The sequence below is a fragment of the Ruegeria sp. BF6 genome (assembly GCF_056538665.1).
In genome coordinates this window covers 1-19,166 of sequence record NZ_JBQFTN010000005.1, presented here as the reverse complement: position 1 = coordinate 19,166, position 19,166 = coordinate 1, and the positions used below count along the sequence as shown (strand labels likewise).

The 19,166-nt window shown below is 51.3% G+C and carries 20 protein-coding genes, 1 tRNA gene and 1 pseudogene; 6 read left to right on the top strand and 16 right to left on the bottom strand.

Annotation, left to right across the window (positions count from 1 at the left end; translation table 11 throughout):
* Positions 1-13 precede the first annotated feature (13 nt).
* Positions 14-499 (top strand): hypothetical protein, encoded by a 486-nt coding sequence (locus ACR0IM_RS14015; RefSeq protein WP_480682297.1) that lies wholly within the window; start codon positions 14-16, stop codon positions 497-499.
* Between the two features lie 110 nt (positions 500-609).
* On the opposite strand, the pseudogene ACR0IM_RS14010 reads toward ACR0IM_RS14015, so the two are convergent.
* A pseudogene (locus ACR0IM_RS14010) lies at positions 610-944 on the bottom strand (transposase); the annotation flags it as partial.
* A 200-nt stretch (positions 945-1,144) separates the two neighbouring features.
* Positions 1,145-3,250: a DUF262 domain-containing protein gene (locus tag ACR0IM_RS14005; protein ID WP_480682296.1), complete on the bottom strand. Its 2,106-nt coding sequence runs from the start codon at positions 3,248-3,250 to the stop codon at positions 1,145-1,147.
* A 676-nt stretch (positions 3,251-3,926) separates the two neighbouring features.
* Between ACR0IM_RS14005 and ACR0IM_RS14000 the strand changes: the two genes are divergently transcribed.
* Positions 3,927-5,330, top strand: a complete 1,404-nt coding sequence (locus tag ACR0IM_RS14000; protein WP_480682295.1) for a sensor histidine kinase — start codon at positions 3,927-3,929, stop codon at positions 5,328-5,330.
* Positions 5,327-5,974 carry a response regulator gene (locus ACR0IM_RS13995; protein ID WP_480594780.1) on the top strand — a complete coding sequence of 216 codons (648 nt, stop codon included), beginning with the start codon at positions 5,327-5,329 and terminating at the stop codon, positions 5,972-5,974. Before ACR0IM_RS14000 ends, ACR0IM_RS13995 begins: the two co-directional genes overlap by 4 nt.
* Before the next feature lie 75 nt (positions 5,975-6,049).
* On the opposite strand, the gene ACR0IM_RS13990 is transcribed toward ACR0IM_RS13995, so the two are convergent.
* The 4 genes from ACR0IM_RS13990 to ACR0IM_RS13975 all read right to left on the bottom strand — a co-directional run bounded on the left by ACR0IM_RS13990 (position 6,050) and on the right by ACR0IM_RS13975 (position 9,473).
* On the bottom strand, positions 6,050-6,877 hold the full coding sequence (locus ACR0IM_RS13990) for a hypothetical protein (RefSeq protein WP_480682293.1): 828 nt from the start codon (positions 6,875-6,877) through the stop codon (positions 6,050-6,052).
* A 159-nt stretch (positions 6,878-7,036) separates the two neighbouring features.
* Positions 7,037-7,918, bottom strand: coding sequence for a cation diffusion facilitator family transporter (locus tag ACR0IM_RS13985; RefSeq protein ID WP_480682292.1), 882 nt, complete (start codon positions 7,916-7,918; stop codon positions 7,037-7,039).
* Positions 7,919-8,083: 165 nt separating this feature from the next.
* Positions 8,084-8,992, bottom strand: coding sequence for a cytochrome c (locus ACR0IM_RS13980; protein ID WP_480682291.1), 909 nt, complete (start codon positions 8,990-8,992; stop codon positions 8,084-8,086).
* Positions 8,993-9,005: 13 nt separating this feature from the next.
* A complete protein-coding gene (locus ACR0IM_RS13975; protein ID WP_480594776.1) occupies positions 9,006-9,473 on the bottom strand; it encodes a c-type cytochrome in 468 nt (155 codons plus the stop codon).
* Between the two features lie 86 nt (positions 9,474-9,559).
* Here ACR0IM_RS13975 and ACR0IM_RS13970 point away from each other — a divergent pair, with 86 nt between their 5' ends.
* Both ACR0IM_RS13970 and ACR0IM_RS13965 read left to right on the top strand, forming a co-directional pair.
* Positions 9,560-10,405 carry a LysR family transcriptional regulator gene (locus ACR0IM_RS13970; RefSeq protein WP_480682290.1) on the top strand — a complete coding sequence of 282 codons (846 nt, stop codon included), beginning with the start codon at positions 9,560-9,562 and terminating at the stop codon, positions 10,403-10,405.
* 235 nt (positions 10,406-10,640) lie between these two features.
* Positions 10,641-11,267, top strand: coding sequence for a dioxygenase family protein (locus ACR0IM_RS13965; RefSeq protein ID WP_480682288.1), 627 nt, complete (start codon positions 10,641-10,643; stop codon positions 11,265-11,267).
* Positions 11,268-11,523: 256 nt separating this feature from the next.
* Here ACR0IM_RS13965 and ACR0IM_RS13960 read toward each other — a convergent pair whose 3' ends face one another.
* The 8 genes from ACR0IM_RS13960 to ACR0IM_RS13925 all read right to left on the bottom strand — a co-directional run bounded on the left by ACR0IM_RS13960 (position 11,524) and on the right by ACR0IM_RS13925 (position 14,789).
* Entirely contained in the window at positions 11,524-12,120 is a 597-nt protein-coding gene (locus ACR0IM_RS13960) for a hypothetical protein (protein WP_480682287.1), read from the bottom strand.
* Positions 12,121-12,124: 4 nt separating this feature from the next.
* Positions 12,125-12,313 carry a hypothetical protein gene (locus tag ACR0IM_RS13955; protein WP_170567573.1) on the bottom strand — a complete coding sequence of 63 codons (189 nt, stop codon included), beginning with the start codon at positions 12,311-12,313 and terminating at the stop codon, positions 12,125-12,127.
* The gene (locus tag ACR0IM_RS13950; RefSeq protein WP_480682286.1) at positions 12,313-12,627 is read right to left on the bottom strand and encodes a hypothetical protein; all 315 of its coding nucleotides are present in this window, start codon (positions 12,625-12,627) and stop codon (positions 12,313-12,315) included. Before ACR0IM_RS13950 ends, ACR0IM_RS13955 begins: the two co-directional genes overlap by 1 nt.
* Complete coding sequence (locus ACR0IM_RS13945; RefSeq protein WP_480682285.1) at positions 12,627-12,779, bottom strand: hypothetical protein; 153 nt, start codon at positions 12,777-12,779, stop codon at positions 12,627-12,629. Before ACR0IM_RS13945 ends, ACR0IM_RS13950 begins: the two co-directional genes overlap by 1 nt.
* A complete protein-coding gene (locus ACR0IM_RS13940) occupies positions 12,772-12,936 on the bottom strand; it encodes a hypothetical protein (protein ID WP_170334772.1) in 165 nt (54 codons plus the stop codon). Before ACR0IM_RS13940 ends, ACR0IM_RS13945 begins: the two co-directional genes overlap by 8 nt.
* Positions 12,929-13,990 carry a hypothetical protein gene (locus tag ACR0IM_RS13935; RefSeq protein ID WP_480682284.1) on the bottom strand — a complete coding sequence of 354 codons (1,062 nt, stop codon included), beginning with the start codon at positions 13,988-13,990 and terminating at the stop codon, positions 12,929-12,931. Before ACR0IM_RS13935 ends, ACR0IM_RS13940 begins: the two co-directional genes overlap by 8 nt.
* Positions 13,991-14,169: 179 nt before the next feature.
* Positions 14,170-14,676, bottom strand: coding sequence for a hypothetical protein (locus ACR0IM_RS13930; RefSeq protein ID WP_480682283.1), 507 nt, complete (start codon positions 14,674-14,676; stop codon positions 14,170-14,172).
* 19 nt (positions 14,677-14,695) lie between these two features.
* Positions 14,696-14,789 (bottom strand) — tRNA-OTHER (locus ACR0IM_RS13925).
* Positions 14,790-15,253: 464 nt separating this feature from the next.
* Here ACR0IM_RS13925 and ACR0IM_RS13920 point away from each other — a divergent pair.
* Complete coding sequence (locus ACR0IM_RS13920; RefSeq protein WP_480682370.1) at positions 15,254-16,228, top strand: adenylate/guanylate cyclase domain-containing protein; 975 nt, start codon at positions 15,254-15,256, stop codon at positions 16,226-16,228.
* A gap of 85 nt (positions 16,229-16,313) precedes the next feature.
* On the opposite strand, the gene ACR0IM_RS13915 is transcribed toward ACR0IM_RS13920, so the two are convergent.
* Complete coding sequence (locus ACR0IM_RS13915) at positions 16,314-17,786, bottom strand: DUF2779 domain-containing protein (RefSeq protein ID WP_480682282.1); 1,473 nt, start codon at positions 17,784-17,786, stop codon at positions 16,314-16,316.
* Positions 17,787-17,894: 108 nt separating this feature from the next.
* Entirely contained in the window at positions 17,895-18,671 is a 777-nt protein-coding gene (locus tag ACR0IM_RS13910; RefSeq protein WP_170567582.1) for a fumarylacetoacetate hydrolase family protein, read from the bottom strand.
* Between the last annotated feature and the right edge of the window lie 495 nt (positions 18,672-19,166).

Genomic DNA, 19,166 nt, shown 5'->3' with positions numbered 1-19,166 from the left:
AAAGGAACATCTGATGAGTAAACATCTCAGACATGCCGAACTTTTCACTGGAGATACGCGCAACCAAGGGTGCCAAGACCGTTTTTCCTTCACGCTTTTCAATAAATCGGAGCGTGTAGTCCTCGATGTCTTTGCCGCAAAATACTCAGGAGAGGTCATCGCGTCGATTTCTCCGTCTTCGAGCTTTTGCTCTGCTAGTTCTTTCCTGGAGAACTGTGTTCTTCCAGTTTACGAGGTTAGGAACATCAGGCTTCAGTCAATTCATACTGACCTGGGGAAGGAATTCGCGGGGAAAGAATATAGGGACTTGTTGAGCCGCGAGAAGATTACTCAAGACCACTTTCTTTGGAACGGGGTCAATGAGTGTGAAAATTTTGCTGACGCGTTCCATTCGGAATTCTGCAAGATGGGTGCGATCAATTCCTTTTATCGCTCCGCGATGGATCTCAAAGGAGACTTTGCTACTTGGCTCAACTTGTACAATCGTCAGCGCCGGTAGGCCCGTTTACTGAATCGGGCTTTTAGCACTCGCAATGGCATCTCCCAGTAAGTTCGTGCTGGAATGCGCAAAGGCCACACCATCGCGGTTTCGGCACGACAAATTTCAATACCTCGACTTTTCGCGGCCATGCCGGTCGCAGTACGGTGTACCTTCAGATAGGACGCGTTGATCATCACGGTCTTTCTTTCTCCGTGTTCGGCCGCCAGGCCGATCATCTTCTGGGCGAAGATACCTTTCACGCTGAAACGTTTCCATCGGCTGTAGAGCGCTTGGTGTGGCTCGTATTCTTTAGGAGCCTCTCGCCATCGCAATCCGTTGCGATTGATGAATATAAAGCCGCCAATTACCCTTTTGTCATCAACCCCTGGCTTGCATGCGACCGCGGGAGGAAAGGGGAAAACTTGGCTATCTTCTCGTCGGTCAGCCAGAAGAGGTCGCTCATATCACCGCTCCGTTTTCTGAGCCGTGAATCATGTAACGTTTTAAAAAGCAACGTATCCTGACTAAAAAACCGGTTTTCAACGCATAAAATTAAGGCTTTTTCAAAGAGCTTAGGAAGCTATGTGATCAAGAGAGTTCGATCATTGCAGGCACCTGTACGATGGTCCAAGCCTTTCTGCGGAAGCTCACGGAACTGACAGATTAGTCAATAACTGACTGTGGCAGTAATGAATGAGCTTGAAGAATATACTCCATCGCCCACTCAATCTCCTCGTCATCTACAACCGAGATTAAGATTCCTGCATCATAATTTGAATTGGTGATGAAACTATAATTCGCCGTGTCTTGGATATCCCCTTCGTCATCAGCGGCTTCATTGTAGTCCAATGCGATTAGCAAACTAAGCTCGTACTTTCTTGGAATAACTTCCAAGAAGAAATCGAGGTCATGGTAGCTCACAGATTTTTTTTCAGCCATTTCTATATGGTTAGGAAATGCGGTTGTGAGTTTCTCCCGAAGGCTTGTGAATAGACGTGCAGCATCATCAGTCATTGGAACCGCATCCACGTTCCGCCGCGTCGCCAACGCCCGTTTTTCTGCTGCTTCCATTTCCCGAACAACCTTATGGTCGGCTTCAAGAGCTGGCCATAGTTTTAGCGCTCTTTTCGCTAACCGCTTGCCACGTGCCGATATCTCATCTGCCCCCCACCTTTCGGCGTCTCTGATATCTTTGTTTAGGCGGACAGAGCTATCAGCAAACCCTCCTTCAATTTTTTGTTTTCTACCGAAAGGTTTATCGCTGTAGCGGGAATTATAACCTGTAAGTGTCAGGTTACCGAGGCGGTGAAGCCACTTTTTTTGGACGTCCTGCCATTCCTTTCCCAACATGGAGCGCCACTCGGGTCCGAGGTTTTCATTCTGTGGCAAGACATGTTCAATACTGTATTTCGAGGTGTCTGTTTGCTCTCTGCTGCCGCGGTTTTCCAGCGCATCGAGGAAATGAAAGCAGATTCGTTTACCGTACACGTCACCGTCAAGCAGGGCTGCTTTGAATTCAGGATCGCTTGGAAAGGCGTAATTGGCGGGAAGCTTTGCCATTCCAGCTTTCAAAGATGCCAAAGGTCTCTTTGTTTCAATCTTATAGGCTAGCTTGGCAAATTCAGTGCCATAGCCTCGTGACTGCGCTCCAATGAATGTTCTTCGAAGTAGATAACTTTCCAGAAGGTAAATAGCTTCGATGAATTCATTTTCGCTAAGCGTTTTGTCCTCTGAATAGGTTTGGTGAAGACGCATAACCGTTATTGCAGGAACGTCTGCATTGCGTCTAAGGCTTGTGAAGGCCCTACCTAGCTCAGTATCCGGACTCCGAACTGCAAATGCAGCGTAGTACCTCGCTTTCTTCAGAAGGTCCGACAGCAGGTCTTCTAATTGTTGTAGATCATTTGCTGTTTTGGAAAATTGACTCCGAAATGCCGAGTATACTCTGTCTGTGCGCTCAAGTTTCGGAGACTTATTGCGTAGACCAAGAATATCGCGAATGAAGTTGTCAAAAACCCGCTCACTTCCCTTGAACAAAGCTTCGATTTTGCCCCAGTATTGATCATACAGACGGGTTTGCTCCCGTTCGTCCAGGCCCATCAAAACGAAGTTTCGAATAAGGTCTGAAGGACTTAAATCTACTCCGGTGGAGTTCAGACTCTCAAATACAAGCTGTGGATTGTCGATGCCTCTTTCTAGAGATACATCAACAACCACGAGACGATTAAAACCTGCATACACGACCTCGGGATCAGTATCCGAGAGCAGTTCATAGAACAGCTCATAGTTTTCCTTAATACCCTTTGAAGCAGGGCTAGGAATTTCAGTGCCATCGATAAGTGCCTGCAAGGTTGCATCATCGTTTCGACGCAAGCGTAGCTTGGTTTCCCTATCACCTTCCTCTTCGGTGTTTTTGAGAAAATATGCATTTATCTTTTTTGCGGTAGGCCCATCATCGGAGCCCTTCCACCCTGTTGATTTTATGTAATCCCGCAGCGCGATCATCAGTAGTGTGAGCGTAGTGACGCGCTGTTGACCGTCTATAAGCAACCAACGGGTAAAACCCGCTGAGCTATCATTGGTCGCAATGTACACTACCGACCCCATGAAGTGATGACGCTTTCCAGTATCTCCGGCAATGTCGAGGATATCTTTCCAAAGCTGGCGGCAGTTTTCTTCTGACCAGCTGTAGTCCCTTTGGAAAACTGGAATAACGAACTGAGAAGCACCATTGATGATTTTAGAGTAAGCTCTGTTGATTGCTTGCATTTTCTTACGTGTTCCGAAAATTCAAAGACTTGAATATAGCAAAATCCCGTAGAGCGAAGCGCCTACGTCTATTCTGATCTCTTATATCCACATGCCACTGCGCATCAATCCTGAAGTCTGCATTGGGCTTGGGCAAATGAGCGGATACTGGGCAACCATCGCAGGTCGAACGTAGTCTCAGGTATAAGAATAGCGGACTTTGCCCCCGATCCAGAGACTGTTTGGGATTTAACATAAGTCGCAATTATGGAGCGGTTGCAGCCCTTGCGCCTTTGTCAGCCAACCGCCGGCTAATCCGAACTTCGGACACTCGTGAACATCCCTTCAGCGGTAATCGTGAGCACAAAGTTCAAAGAGCTTCCTCGAACTCAAAGGTCAGCGATGCGCAGAAAGCTGACTTTGCAAAGCTAGGCGAAGTGTCTCTTGCAACGAATTTGAGCACACTGAGAAAGAATTCTGACAATCAGCCATCAATGGCGCACCACGTATTGGGTGTTTGGTTCGTCCATTTTCAACGCTGGTTGCGTTCGTCGACCGACACAGCCTCAAACGAAAAAGAAGGAAGTCGCTTAAGCTTGGCAACAGGTTAGATGCACAGTTTCCGAGTTCAGGCCAGGTCACGTCAGACCAAGGTCTGTGGTGCGATAGCAGATTGTAGTTCATAGTCGATTTCACGATGAGAGCGAAAGTAACTGACCTGACGATTGGCAATTGGTCGTTGTCGCGAGTGTTTCTTGCGGCCAGTATTTTCGTGATGGGTACTGCTACCGCAATCGTTGGGGTCTGGGTGTCAAATCGAATCCAGAACGCTGTCGTGCAAAACTCCGCCAACTCCGCAGCGCTGTATATGGAAAGCGTAGTATCCCCGCTCAGCCAGGAATTGGCACATGGCGACCGCCTTTCTGAGCAGGCGAGCCTGGCGCTGGACGAGATTTTTATGACCCAGCCAATGCGTGACCGCATTGTCTCCTACAAGTTCTGGAAGCAAGGCGGTGTGATTGCGCATGCCTCGGATACAGACATCATTGGAAGCCGTTTCAATCCAACGGATGACTTAAGGCGGGCGTGGAGCGGTGATATCTCCGGCTCGTTCGAAGAGCTTGATCATGCCGAGAGCGCCGCCGAGGCGGCATTGGGGATACCATTACTTGAAGTTTACAGCCCTATCCGCGAACTCTGGTCCGGTGAAATCATCGCAGTTGCGGAGTTCTACGAAAGAGCTGACCAGCTGGAGCTAGACATAGCCAAGGCCAGGCGAACAAGTTGGTTGGTCGTCGGTTCCGCATTTCTTGCAAGTACTATTGTTCTGTATTCCATTGTCGCAATCGGCGACAAAACAATTCGACGACAGGGGACTCTTCTTAAACAGCGCCTGAAAGAAAGTGAGAGGATGGCTGAGCAGAATGTCCAGCTGCGGTCGCGTGTTGTCGAGGCGTCAGAAAGATATGCCACGCAAACAGATCGGTTCCTCAAGAATCTTGGTGCCGAGCTACATGATGGTCCTGCGCAATACCTGTCGCTCGCCGCCCTTAGACTGGAGGCGGCGTTTTCCAAAGGTTCCGAACAGCCCAAGGAGGCAGAGGAAATTCAGCAGTCTCTGCAAAAGTCACTGGCTGAAATTCGTGCTATATCGCGAGGACTGTCCGCACCAGATATCGACAGCCTATCACTCGTCGATGTTGTGAAGAGAGCCGTAGAAGATCACTCTGAACACAGCCCGTTGCGACCCGATATTTCGTTTCAGGGCAGCCGAACTCCAGAGCTGTCATTGTCCGACAAACTATGTGTGTTTCGGTTCCTCCAGGAAACGCTTTCCAACGCCGCGAGATATGCCCCAGCTTCCAAGTGCACAGTTATCTCTGAGGTGCAGAACGACCGCATAGTCATAAAGGTCAAAGACGACGGACCTGGATTTGACAGGTCAGAAGAAACCGCGTTGCGAGACGATGGTGGCCAGGGGCTTATGGGCTTGCGAGATCGGGTCGAGAGTATTGGTGGCAGGTTCGAAGTCGCATCGAGACTGGGCGAAGGCACCACCATTGCTATGACACTGTTATTCAGAAAGATGAGTGCATCATGACAACATCTGTAATTATAGCGGATGATCATCCAATTTTCAGGGATGGATTGCAACGCACGTTGGATGAAGCTGATGGTTTTGAAGTTTTAGCCGCTGGGTCCAGCGCTGAAGAGGCAGTATCGCTGGTCGGCACGCATCAGCCAGACATAGTCATTCTTGACCTGTCGATGCCCGGTGGCGGGATAAGCGCGACACAAAAAATTGCGGCAATGGCAAACCCGCCCTTCATTGCAATCTTGACGGTCTCTGAGAACAGCAGCGATGTCGCGGACGCCTTGGAGGCGGGAGCGATTGGGTACATTGTGAAAGGAGTATCCGCGAGCGAACTAACCGCTTCCTTACGCAGCATCGCCGCAGGTGAAGGGTTCGTTTCTCCGGGCTTGGCGTCGCGTGTACTACTTCAAATCAACACTGACAGCGGCATCTCTAAGAACGGCAGCCTTCTCGATGACCTTACGCATCGTGAGGAAGAAATACTTCGACGTGTGGCCAAAGGTCTGAGTAATCGTGAAATAGCTGACGAGTTAGACCTTCAGGAAAAGACCGTGAAGCACTACATGACGGCAATACTGTCCAAGCTCCACGCGCGAAATCGGGTAGAGGCCGCGCTCATTGCCCATGATGTTTGGAATAAAGGAGGTTAACCACAGTCTTTTTGACGGAGATGGCGGCCCCTCACCAAAAGAAGCCGCCAACGGATTATTGACTGGAGTTGTTGTTCAGTTGGCAACCGATTGTAACCTCCGGCGATCAGAGGTCGTTGCGTTTCTCTCAACGACTGTCCGGTTGTACGGGTCTTTCAACTCGTAGCGCCCAAACTCGATCTCCTCTTTCCACCCATTGGCATAGTTCACTTCGATATTATTGCCCTGGCGTTCGATTTTCGTGGGTCGACTTCCAGCAGTGCCGCCTTGCCCAGAAGTACGCACGTTGTCGATTGAGATACCATTCGCCAAAGACCGAAGCCTAGAGACGTCAGCACCGGTCGCGGGGCGTTCCTCAACAGTTCGGTTCTGAGCATTCTTTCTCTCATACCGCCCGTTTTCGATCTCCTCCTTGGTTCCGTCCGCGTAACGCACTTCAATGCCGTTAGCGTTTGTTTCGACCTTCGTTATCCCGGCCGAACCCGACGGTTTGCCCCCTGCTTGAGACCGATCCTTCTTTCCGCTGCCTCTATTGGAGCGTTTGGAGTCATCATCATCATCATCATCATCGTCGTCGCGACCACTTTTTCCTGACCCCGAATTGTCGTCACGGTCATCATCTCTGTCGTCGTCGCCATCATCGTCTCTATCATCATCGCGGTCGCCACCACGGCCGCTATTGCCAGACCCCGAGTTATCATCCCGATCGTCGTCTCGATCATCATCCCGATCGTCGTCACGACCATCCCCGTCTTTCCCCTTGCCGCTTTTGGCAAAGGCATATGACGGTTCAAAATGTAGGCGACCATCAGCATCAAACGCTGGCACATAAGGCGTGGCCGCAATCAACGAAGCCAACGCCGCGGTACTAAAAAGTTGACCCAGCTTTCTTTGAATTTTCATTTTCGCCTCCAATTCTGATCGTCACGCTTCGCGACGTTGGAGACAGGTTACTATTGGTCCGGCTTTCCCACATCGGGCTTTGGTCTGATAAATTTCAAGCCGAACGTCTTAGCCAGATCAGTCAAACCGATAGTGTTTTTACACTGCTAATTGACAAGTTTAGTGGGAGTTAACCCCGACACCCTTCAACTCGTCATCAGGTTCGAGGTGAATGACAAAGACGGAACCCGGATACAAACGCTCCAATTCTTCCTCGATGTCATTGCATATATCGTGCGCGGCGCTGACTGGCATTGCGCCGTCCACAACAAGATGAAACTCCACGAAAATGACATTTGCGGATCTACGCCCTTTGAGGTCGTGGTATTCTAATGCTGCGCCGAGATTTGACTCGATAGCGTTAGAGACAATTTGCAAGTCATGGTCCGACAGGGTCACATCCATCAGGCCATCGACGGAGGCTCGAATAACTTTCCATCCCTCCCACAAGATGTTCAGTGCAACAAGAATTGCCAGGATCGGGTCGAGGATTAGCCAGCCAGTGACAAGGGCAAGTATCAGTCCCGCGACGACACCAACTGAAGTCATGACATCTGTGAAAACGTGCCTGGAGCTTGCCTCCAATGCAGGCGAACCCTCGCGCCTGCCGATTTTGAGCAATAGGTAGGCCCATGCGCCATTTACGCCCGTTGCAATGACATTGATGGCGATTCCAAGAAGTGGTGTATCCTCAAGATGCGGGTTTGGGAGCGCCAGCACAGCTTCTCTGATGATCAAGAACGCCGCCAGCACAATAAGTACGCCCTCGATGACAGCAGAAAGATACTCAGCTTTTTTGTGACCAAAGGGGTGGTTTTCATCAGGGGGCTTGTTTGCAACCCGAATTGCGAAATAGGCCAGCAGCGCCGCAACGACATTCACGGTTGATTCCATCGCGTCTGACAACAATGCCACCGAGCCTGTCAGCCACCAAGCCAGCAGTTTCAGGGTCAGTACCGCAATGGATATTGGAATAGACCAAAGAGCGATTTTTTGTGTCATTTGGCCACGACCTTCAATCAGTTATGAACAGACACTCGGGCGATTGCAAAGTTCCGGTGTTCAAAACGTAAAACAGTTGTTTGGTAAAAAGGAAATAGGCCTTACGGCTTCCTATTTGCGACCGGCGACAGCATATGGTTTTCGCTGCATGGCGCCAAACGACTGTTACTCCGATGGCAGCCCTGTCGATAACGCAGGTACAGTTTTGAGATAGGCAGCAATCGCCAAACGGTCCTCATCCGTGAGGCGGGATGTGTTCTCGATCACATCTACCATCTCACCACCTGCACTGTCATAATCCGGTGTGAAACCGGATTTTAGGTACTCGGCAATGTCAGCCTCGGACCAATCAAGCTGGTCTGAGGTCAGGCCGGGAATGCGACCTTTACCGTTTGGATTTGGAGCACCTGTAAGCCAGATATCGCGTTTCAGACCCCCTAAGCCGTTGCGCGGCGTATGGCATTCAGCGCAGTGGCCAAGCGCCTCCACCAAATACCGTCCATGTCTTTGTTGGTCGGTCAGATCACCTTTGATCACCCAGCCGGGCGACATGAACAAAAGCTTCCAGCCACCCAAACCGCGTCGAACGTTGAAGGGAAAGCCAACTTCATGGGCTGCGCTTTGGTCTGGTGACGCTGGAAGAGTGCCGAGGAATGCATGGAGCGAAACAACGTCCTCGGCCGACATGTTGGCGTAAGATGAATATGGAAAGGCTGGAAAATAGTGCTGCCCTTCGGGTCCGGTTCCATGTATCAGAGCATTGGCAAGATCCAGGGCAGACCAGGACCCAATACCAGCGTCTGGGTCACTGGAAATGTTGGGGGCAATGAACGTGCCGAACACCGTCTCAAACCGGCGACCTCCAGAGAGCATGAGCTTTTCTTCGCCAACCGCTTCCGGCGCTGCGTGGCAAGAGGCACATCCCGCTGCGTAGAAAACGACTTCACCTCTGGCGAGATCGGGAGTAATGCCTTCGAGACGAACCTGATCCACTCTTTGTGGTCGGGTCAGCAACAATCCAGCCAACCCAACCAAAAGAGCAGCGAAAGCGGTGAAAAGGAAAAACCGCTTCACAGCTATCTACCAATTAGTCTTTCGGCGCTCTGTACGCTTTGTGACATGCCGAACAGCTTCCACCCAGATCGCCCATCGCTGCTTTCAGGGCATCAACATCTTGTCCAGCTGCGGCCTGCATCGCAACAGCAGCGTCAGCCAAGGCCTGCCCCTTTGCACCAACGTCAAGGAAGTTTTCCCAGATTGCGGGCAAAGCACGTGTCGAGGGATCGGACACATTATCCGATCCCGGAGGCCACATCGCGGATTGGTCGATCTGCGTAAGAACAACAAGGTTATTCGCGGCCTTTGTTGCAGCCTCGGCATCATAGTCGATCTCTCCCTTAGCCATACCGCCAAGCGTACCAAGATTGAAGGCATAGAGCTGCATGATTGAGGTCCGAGCTTTCACAGCCGGATTTTCGCTTTCATGGGCAATGGCTGCGCCAATAACTGCTGCAGACAATAGGCCAGCCGCGACGACCGAGAATTTCTTCATCATGATGTCTCTCACTGTTGAATATGCTTAATTTTAACTTGAACGAATATTATTGTAATTGTTTGTTATTTGCCTTTTCTTGTTAATTTATGAACAATCAAAACTGGGATGATATTCGGTACGCACTAGCCGTAAGCAAATACGGTTCGTTGAACGCGGCGGCGACGGCCATGGGCGTAACGCACGCTACAGTCCTGCGCAGGGTGGCCGCATTCGAAGAGCGCAATGGCTGCGTGATTTTTCATAAAAGCCCGTCAGGATATTCCGTTCTCCCCGAAGCCAGAACAATTCTCTCGGCTATGGAAAACGTGGAAGATGCGGTGCTGTCAGTAGAGAGGGCAATTGTGGGGGCAAACCGCTCTCCAGCAGGTCATGTGCGTATCACGTCCACTGATAGTCTTTGTCAGATGGTTTTGCCTCAGATTGTGAATGAAATCTCCAAAGAGTACCCAAGTTTGGAGCTGACTCTGTTGAGTAGCAACAGTCACCATGATCTATCCCGGCTGACTGCGGATATTGCTGTGCGCCCATCGATAAAACTTGAAGACGGCTTGGTTGGAGAAAGATCAGGCGTATTGTCGTTCGGGGTTTACGATGATGGTTCCCCAAATCAAAAATGGTTGAGGCTTGATGGCGCGTTGAGCCGCTCTCTCCCTGCCAGGTGGCTAGAAGAAAACGTGGATGCTGAACAAACGACCAACGGAGCAGACAGTTTTTTGGTGCTTCAGCAGATGGCTGCGTCCGGAGTGGGCAAGACGTTTTTGCCTGAGTTCATTGGTGATGCTGACCCCCGTCTTCATAACTCAAAAGGCACAAGTCCAGATCTAGTGGTTCCTCTTTGGGTGGTGACATTGGAGGAAATCGCGCAAACACCAAGGTTTGCCGTCGTGCAACGGGCTTTAGTTGAGCGCATAACCATGGCTCTGTCCAATTGAACTCATCAAAAAAGAGAGCAACCCGTCGCTAATTCGGCAGATCAACATCAGAGGCTTAGCATTTCAAGTGTCGCCGTATTCCTTGCAAGGCAACTATCGCAACTACCTTTTTTGCCTGCAAGCGGGCGTTGAACGCAAGCACGCGAAGGCCCGCTAGTCAGACTTCGACGTGACGTGCGCAGCATGGTATGTAATTTTGGATGAGTAGGGCATCCCGCAGGGGAAAGGACACGCTATGAAGCCGAATGATAAATCCCGCCGTAACCTTCTCAGCGGTATTGCAGGGCTAATGGGCATCAGTTCCTTGGGTGCAAAAGCCACTGCGGCTGTGCTTACACCAGGTGCCGCAGAAGGGCCATATTATCCGACGCCGGCCATGCGAACACCTGACATAGATAATGACCTCGTTAAGATCAGAGGGCGTGTTGAAGAAGCCGGTGGTGAAGTCTTTACACTGCGTGGGACGCTGATTGACACCGACGGACAACCCCTTGCCAGGCATCGCATCGAAATCTGGCAATGCGACATGGACGGTAACTATATGCACCCGCGCGACCGTCGCAGTTTTGGCTTTGATCAGGCCTTCCAAGGCTTTGGCCATAACGTAACTGACAACGGCGGGAACTACGTGTTTCGCACAATTAAGCCCACGATCTACCCAGGGCGCACACCACATATTCATGTAAAGGTGTTTGATGGAAATCGCGAACTGTTGACAACGCAGTTTTACATCAAAGGCCATCCGAACAATTCCCGCGATGGGTTGTTTAACCGTATGTCCGAGGCAGAGGCCAATGCAGTGTCTATGGAATTTGCGCAGGGTGCAACTGGCCTTGAAGCGACCATCAATGTTGTTGTCTAAAGAGGAAGCTTCACTCCCAAAAGCCGGAATCGCAACGTCTTGTTGTGAATGTCCGCTTTGGGCTGGTTGCGGTCAACCATGCTCATAGTAGAGACTGGTGGTACATAGTTCCGCAGAGCAGTGCTGGGGAAATGCTTATCCGTGGCGCTTTGGTTCCTAGCAGGAGAGGCGCTTAGAAGAAGCACGCACTACTACGACGACAGTCGCCATAGACTTCTTATGTCAAATATTGGTTAAGGGCGGCAGGTACGCTGTACTAGCGGTCTGGGTCTGTATCGAGTTTGCCCCAGAGATCATCAACCATATCTGAGAAGCCATCATTCGAGGCCTCCTTGGGCAGTAGACCAGCTCTTCGCCGGCGTTCGACCTCGGCCATTAGTTCTTCCTCTGTGGCTGTCTCAACCACATCACATCGAAGAGCTTCAATCTCGTCCGCTGTCCACGACTCAAATTTGTCAGCGTAGAAGCCTAGGGAATTCGGCTCGTCATCAGAAATCTGCTTGATCACAGCATTCCAATCTTCGCTTTGGTTCGTTTCCTTTTCGACCCTCTCATCTAGTTCGCGGATTGACTTGCGGATCATCGGCAGCAGTTCTGCCTCAACGCTTTCTTCGCCCGCGCCGGTCCCCGCAAGCCAAAGGTCTGCGATCTTGCGGACGAGCCTCCAGACCGTCTGATCTCGAGGGTGGCCTTTAATCCGGCCGCCAAGGCCTTTTTCCTGAATGCCCAGCTGTTCAGCGGCCCGTTCGCTCATTCGAATATTGTAATCAGACACGTCCGAGAGCTCTGAATCGTTCTCAGATACAGCTCGAGCGACTTCTTGATCACCGACGTAAACAACCACCTTCAACATCCCGCTAGCCCTTCCTTCGCAGGTTCATCACCCGGTCCAGGTGGCTGTAGTCCAGATCTCGCATGATCTTCTTCACTCGCTCTGGATCGACTTCGCGATCTTTTCCAGCAGTGTGGACGATGTGTCTGACGTAGATCGTCAAAGCGACAATGATCACGGCGGATAAGATCAAGCTGAAATGCTCGGCCCCCATCACCAAGTCTTCTTCCTTGGGTCTTCGATCCCGAGGTCGTCGAACACGTTGCCGCTACCATCAGTGATCTCGACATCATGGTCTTCAGTCACTAGATCCCAGGTGTTCTCTTTGACCCATTCATCCCGCCATTTGGGCGCATCGGCCGGACGCTGTGCAAAATAGGCGATTTGCTCGAGAATCATTTTGCGCAATGCAAGCCAGACCTCCGGACCCTCTCTGCGACGAGCTTGCAACTCTGCGATCAAGGCATCCAGAGGAACATCCTGTAACGGGCGCCCGAAGATCTCTTCTTCTGAAAAATCATCTGTCATCACTCAACATCCTCGACACTGATCGTCAAGACTAAGATCTTGTTTGGTTTTACAGTGACTTCTTTTCCTTCAATCGCTCGAAGTTGGCCGTTCACCAAAGTCTCGTAGATTACGAAAATTGGGATTTCCTCTTCTGTAGTCTTGTCACTCATCTGGCTTACCCTTCGGATCAGGCACCTTTCGCGACCGGATCTCATCCGAGGTAATCGGCTTGGTTAGTTTTGCTCGACCGGCCGCAATTTCAGCCTCCCGAAGTCTAAGCAAACGCAAGGTTTGTTCATCCAGCTCAACGTCGTCGTCATCACCCATCAGACTTCTCCCGAGTACAGTAACAGTGAGAACAGAGTACTTGAGACCCTTCGGCTGTCCGAACGATGTCACCAACGTGGCCACACTTTTCACACGTCACACCGCATCGAAATTCCATCCAGACAGCGTACTCCTGAATGAGATCGTGGTATCGACTGAAACCGATGCAAATCTTGCCATCCTGGCCTTTCTTAATGTCCGAAATCTGAATAGTTCCAGGGTCCAGTGCCCTGAAATCCTGACTGAAGGAAAGCTTGTGGAGTGCTTGCGAAATCAAGACGAGCCAGCCCTTTCCGACAGCAGGAACAAGATATGTGCAATCCCGAGAAACGAGGTCTGGATAGTTTTCCACAATGTCCAGCTTCAGGCTGTCGGGCCAGGATTCTTCGGCGCCCTCAAATCGCCGCCGCAGAGCATCGTTGTAGCACCAGCTGCAAAGTGTCGCCACATACCCAAGGATGTTCTGGCGTTGGGCAGAATTAGAACAACCTTCACAAGTTTGCTCAATCTGATCGACACGCCATTGAATTTCTTCACTCGTAGCCTGGTTGCAGCCCGGGCCCTCATAGACGCGCAAGCCTCCCCATTTCTGTTTGATCTGAACGATGGACGGGCGTTCATCGCCAAACAGCTCGGGCTGCTCGTCGATCAACCTCTTCACTTTCTCAAGTGCAAGCGTAAGCTGCTCCGCCCACCCGGCACGATGCTCACCAAGCTGCTTAAAGACGCTTCCATGAATATCATTCCAGTCGACAACACTGCTCATCACTGACCTCCGGGCCCGCGCCTCATTGAGATCGTGTAAAACCTCCGCCATAGCAGTCATCATACGGTCGACCACTTCGCGGTCATCACACTCGACATGCAGACCCTCGGTCGACCATGTTACGTCAGAGACGTGCGGAGCTGGGTAGTTGTGCGCCATTACCAACCGCATCTCCTCGCTGTACCAGACGTCAAAAGATCGTAGATCATCTGGCGCTCCATGGTCCTCGATCACACCTCGGACCTTTTCCCGGAATTCCTTCCAGCTCTTTTCGACATCATCCATCATTTACACTCTCCAGAACTTGGCCCCGTTGAGTTGGAATACACCTCCCGGGATCTGGCAAAGCGCAATCGGCGGGACATGGCCAGTAGACAGCGAGCCCGTGTTCATGAGCTTCCGGGCGTAGTCCTCATCATCGTAGTCTTCCAAAATCTTATTGAAGATCACTTGTTGTTCTGCCGTCATCACCACCCCTTTCCCACGCAAGCAGGACAACGTCCGCGCTCATCCGTTCGGTCGATCTGGCCGAAATAGCCGCAAACACTGCATGTCATTCGATCTCGAGCAGGCTTTTTTCGAACGCAAAAGAACCTTTTCCGATCAGGATGGCGTTTGCTCGCGACATCGTGCGCACACCAACAACAAAGGGTTGTGTACCAGCCGTCTAAGAGTTGGGTCTCGGCGGCGTTTGAGCATCGCTCACAGGTACGATTCGCTCGTGCAATTGTGGCGGTGATCATCGACTGGATGTGTCGATCATCACACCGGTGGTAAATGCGGAGCTCTCCTAGTTTCTCTTTGATCTGGAGGATGAAAGGGTAGGTGGCATCCTTTAGATCGCAGTATACTCTGACCTTTGTGAAGAGCGTCGTGACCAAACCGGACCAGCCTTCGGGGGTGCGGCCGAGGCTCTCCTCGACCGATTGCTTGATGTCGTTGAAATCAATTGCGTTCGTGACGTCGTCCGCCATGTCGGACACCTCCTGAGGATGGTAGGAGGCGTCGGAATCGAACCGACTCGTGCACTCTAATCTGGAGCAATTACAAGGATATAAGCCTCGCCCGCATACCAATGCTGCCTCCCACGGAATTCGCGTGGGTTATCGACCTCAGGCCGATATTCGATGGCAGTGGATGCGTGTGTACGTCATGACCGGAAGCTGAACCAGTTCGTATAACCATGTCAAGACGGAGCGTGCTGTACTTAGAAATTCACCGCGTAGTTCTGGGAACCTTCTAGCTTAGCGTGTGCCCGATACACTGATGCATGTTATTTTGCGGGTCAGTACAGCGTCGGGTAGCTCTCAGACAGCGAAGCGATTCGATACCCTGTGATCAGGACTCGAACTTAGAAACTCCGTCGATAGTTCGCTCTGAACCGACGCGCGTCTTTTGATCTGCGTCTTATGCGCTCCATTCTGGAGAAATACAAAAGTCTTGATCTGACCAAACCCCAGCGGCAGCATTGGCCTGCATATTTCGAAAATGGAGATCCCGGTTGCAAGACATTGTAAGTCTCATTCCATTTAGCGTCTCGAGTAATGTGTGATGATAAGTTCCTCTCCTGAACTGCTGGCAGTTTCCAGGCGTTGGTATGAAATACTCAGAACCAAGAAGAATACAGACGAGTTGCAGGATTTTCTGTCGAAAGCAGATGAACTAAGGTTCGTTGGGACAGGCGAAGGTGAGTTTTGGAGCGGGCAAGCAGTTCGCGATGGGGTTAGCGGATTTTTTGCGGAGATCCCGGCACCCGTCGTTTTCGAAGAAGTTGAAGCTGAGGCCTTCGAAAACGGAGAAACGGGATGGTCATCCTTCGTCCATAAGATTCAGTTTGTCGGCTTTGATGAAGCCGTCTTTTACCGCACCGTCCTGATTTTTGTCCTGGAGGGAGCGGCCTGGAAGATCATCAATCGCCACGCTTCAGTGCCCACTCCAAATATTGAACTCGTGGGTAAGGAACAGCTGGCCATCCAAAAACTGGTTGACGCTGCGCGTGAAGATGGACCCGAGCTGGTCCAAACCGAAGGTTTGGCTTCGGTACTTTTTACTGATGTGGAGGGCAGCACAACGTTAGCGGAGACGTTGGGCGATCAGCGTTGGTCGGTTCTGATTGAAAACCACTTCCAAGTCTTGGCGGCGATCATTGAGAAGTATCATGGCCAGTTCGTGAAATCCCTTGGAGACGGAACGTTGTCCGTCTTTCCGTCCGCGAAGGAAGCGCTAACGGCCGCTGTCAAGATTCAGAAGGCCATTGCATCGGCTGCCGAGGAGCCGTCTTTCGGTGTCCGGATTGGAATTCACACTGGCGATGTCGTGCAATCTCGTGGAGATTTTTTTGGCACTGTGGTCAACAAAGCTTCACGCATAACCACGGTTGGTGCGGCAGGCGAGATACTCGTTTCAGATGCGACTCGCGCCATGGTCGGAGGACGAACCGATTTCTCATTTTCTGAAATAGAACCCAGACTCCTGAAAGGTCTACGCGGTCACCACGTCTTGTATCGGTTGTATTGGCAAGATTAAGTGTTGGGGGCGCCATAACTCCGGCAAATCGCCTAGTTTCCTAGGGGAGCAGCACCGCCAGTTGTTTTGAGGTTCGCAGCACACCTCACATCGCCAGCAATTCCCGATGAATTGCGACCATCGCCCAGGTGTCGCGCGTGCAATACGCCACAAGATCAGAATAGACCTTCTTGCGCGCTGAATCATCCGGTTCGGTCAGTGTTACGTCCTTCCAAAGGCGAGACACGCTCGCCCCCTCTCTGATGTCCAGATCATCGTATGAAAGTTCTGGCAAAAACGCTGGAAGGACGGCCTTGATAGAGGCGCTTCCCTTGAACGCTGGATCGTTGATCACTTCATCCGCAAACGGCTCCATAAGATCTACAACCCGTGCATTTAGACCTTCCAGAAACTCTGCGTGCTCTGGATAAGTCTCCGCCATTTCCGTATTGCGCGATTTCTCGAACGGCGCATACCAAACCACTAAAGAGCCAACGTCTCCTATGTCCTCACGAAGCCTTTTCAGCAAGGCTGGCATCGGGTTACTGGCGTCTCGGTGGAGATACTCCCTGTGCTCAATTTCTCCGCCAGGCTCATGCTGGACATGCAAGGAATACTGGAAAGCCACTTGCTGATAAGGACGCGTTCCGTCCCAGGGTGGCAGCAAACTCTGAGACGTCTCGTAGTCAAAATAATAAACCGGATAGACAATCTCGCTCAGAAACCTGCTCAACTCCTGATGATCGATTGTGCGCCCACCATTCGCCGTGGCTCTCAAGTAGCGTTGCGTCGACTTGCCCAATACAGATGGATCGCTGATCTCATCAATCTTTGTGATCCCGTCTGCGATGAGTTCTGAGGCTTTTTCCGCGTTCATGAACGGAAGGCGGTGGATGCTGTCCGGCGCGATTGGAGGGTCTAGCTTCTCGCGGATCTCCAGCCATTCACCGTAGGATTTAAGGCGCGCACGTTCGGGGGACGGATCAGGCATCGTACCGCTGGCAACGACGCTCAATGCCTGATCGATACGCGTGCGTGTTTTTTCGAGCTGCTCAGTCACCGCATCCGTGATGTCAGTGATGCTGACAAGCTCTTGCGGATTGATTTCGCCGTTTCTGATGTAATCACGGTTCACATGTGCGACTTCGCATCGCGCAATGGGGAACCCGGCTGCCTCAAGCACGACACGCTGGAAAGCGAGATCAAAAGTGTGTTCGGGCTTTGCAGAAGTCCCGCTCTTGATCTCTGTCAGAACGTACCCATCGCCGCTGCGGCTCACGATGTCGGAGATGCAAGTTATGGTTCCATCTTCATAGCGTCCCTGCGCCACGGCGTCTGCACCGTTCCTCCAAGCTTCTAACGTGCGCGCGGGCAGTGTCTGGTATTCTGCAAAATCTGAAAAACCGAGGCGAACGAGATCACCAAAAAGCTCCTCTGCATAAGGCTCAAACGCGTGCCCCTCGTCAAAGCGCGCTTGCAATGAAGGGTCAATCGGCGGCAACAGGTGCCTGGCGTGTTTCTTGATCCATAGCCAGGCAGGGTGCCTAAGAAACATCATGTAATCTGATTTGGATAGCATCGTTTAATTTGCATCCCAGAATTGATGAAACCAGTGGAAGACCATCATGGTCAGCTATTGAGAGCAACATTTCTTTGGTGCAGTCGGCGTCACCACTCTACCAAAGCCTCATGTAAATCGTACCGAGAGCTCGGTGTCCATCACGCCACCAAAACCAGCTGACCATTCTTCACCCGGAGACACTGGCCATGCGTCTGTCAAAGTACCGGTTGTAACCAGCTCGCCTCCCTGAAGCTGGTCGGCTTGTGAGAGTAGAGACACAAGATGAGCCAGGACTTCAATTGGGCCTCCAAGCGCGTTTTCACCTTTGCCGGACTCGATGGCCTCGGTGCCCTTGAACAATGCTAGTGGCACTTCGGCCAAGCCGTTCAAGACATCATGCGTAGCCGCGATTTTGTCGCCAAGAACAAGGCAGCCGTGCAATCCTTGTGCAGCGATTGAGTCTTCGACCGAGAATTTCCAGTTGGGATAAATCGATTGAACAATTTCAAATCCCGGAGCAACCCACTCCACGCAACCTGCCAGCTGCTCATTGTTCATTTCAGCCGTCGGGGCATTGCCAAGGCCTAGTACGATTTCTGGTTCGATTCTCGGTTCTGAATACCTTGCCAAGTTTACCGGCTGATCAGTCGAAAACAGCCCATCTGCGTGAACCTCTCCCCAAATGGGCTGATCCACTCCGTAAACAGGCCAAATCATGCGGTTCGTGAAGCCGACCTTCCGGCCAATTTTCTTTTTGCCCTGAAGTTCTCGGACGCGACTTGCAACCGAATAAGCGTCATCCAGCGTCAGCTGTACTGCCTCTGAAGACAGTATGGATATCTGCTGTGCAGAGGTCAGGGCCTCAGCGATTGTCTGAGCCTTAGCTTCAATATCTCTTGTCATATTCGCATTATACCTGCCGACGGCTGGATTGCGATGCAATCGAGGTTTTGAAGGGCCAAAATAGTGATCTCCGCCTAAGTCGTGGTTCAGGACCTATAAAGTGTCTCGAACTAAAACGGCAGTTTCTACCAACAGCGAATGTTCGACATAGTCGGGGCAAAAACTTAGTTGCGGACAAAGTAGCCGTCTGGTTTCACCAACCAGTGACTACCTTTCGGTGAAATTAGCCTAAGACCAAACGATAAGCACTTCTCCATAAGTTGGGGGATGGCCCACTCACAAACCACCCCCCAGCCTAACTGGACTGCAATTGTCCAGCACGGTTGACTAAAACCCTTCAATTGCGGTTTCGACTTGGCCACAAAACTTATCAATATCGCGCTCAAGCATATCGCTTTCTCGGGTGTCCGTCGTCAGGGATTTTGGGACAGATGGCGCTCTGATCTAAGAGAGGATGTGGCCCATCTGATTGGTCTGATTATGCGGCGGATTTGC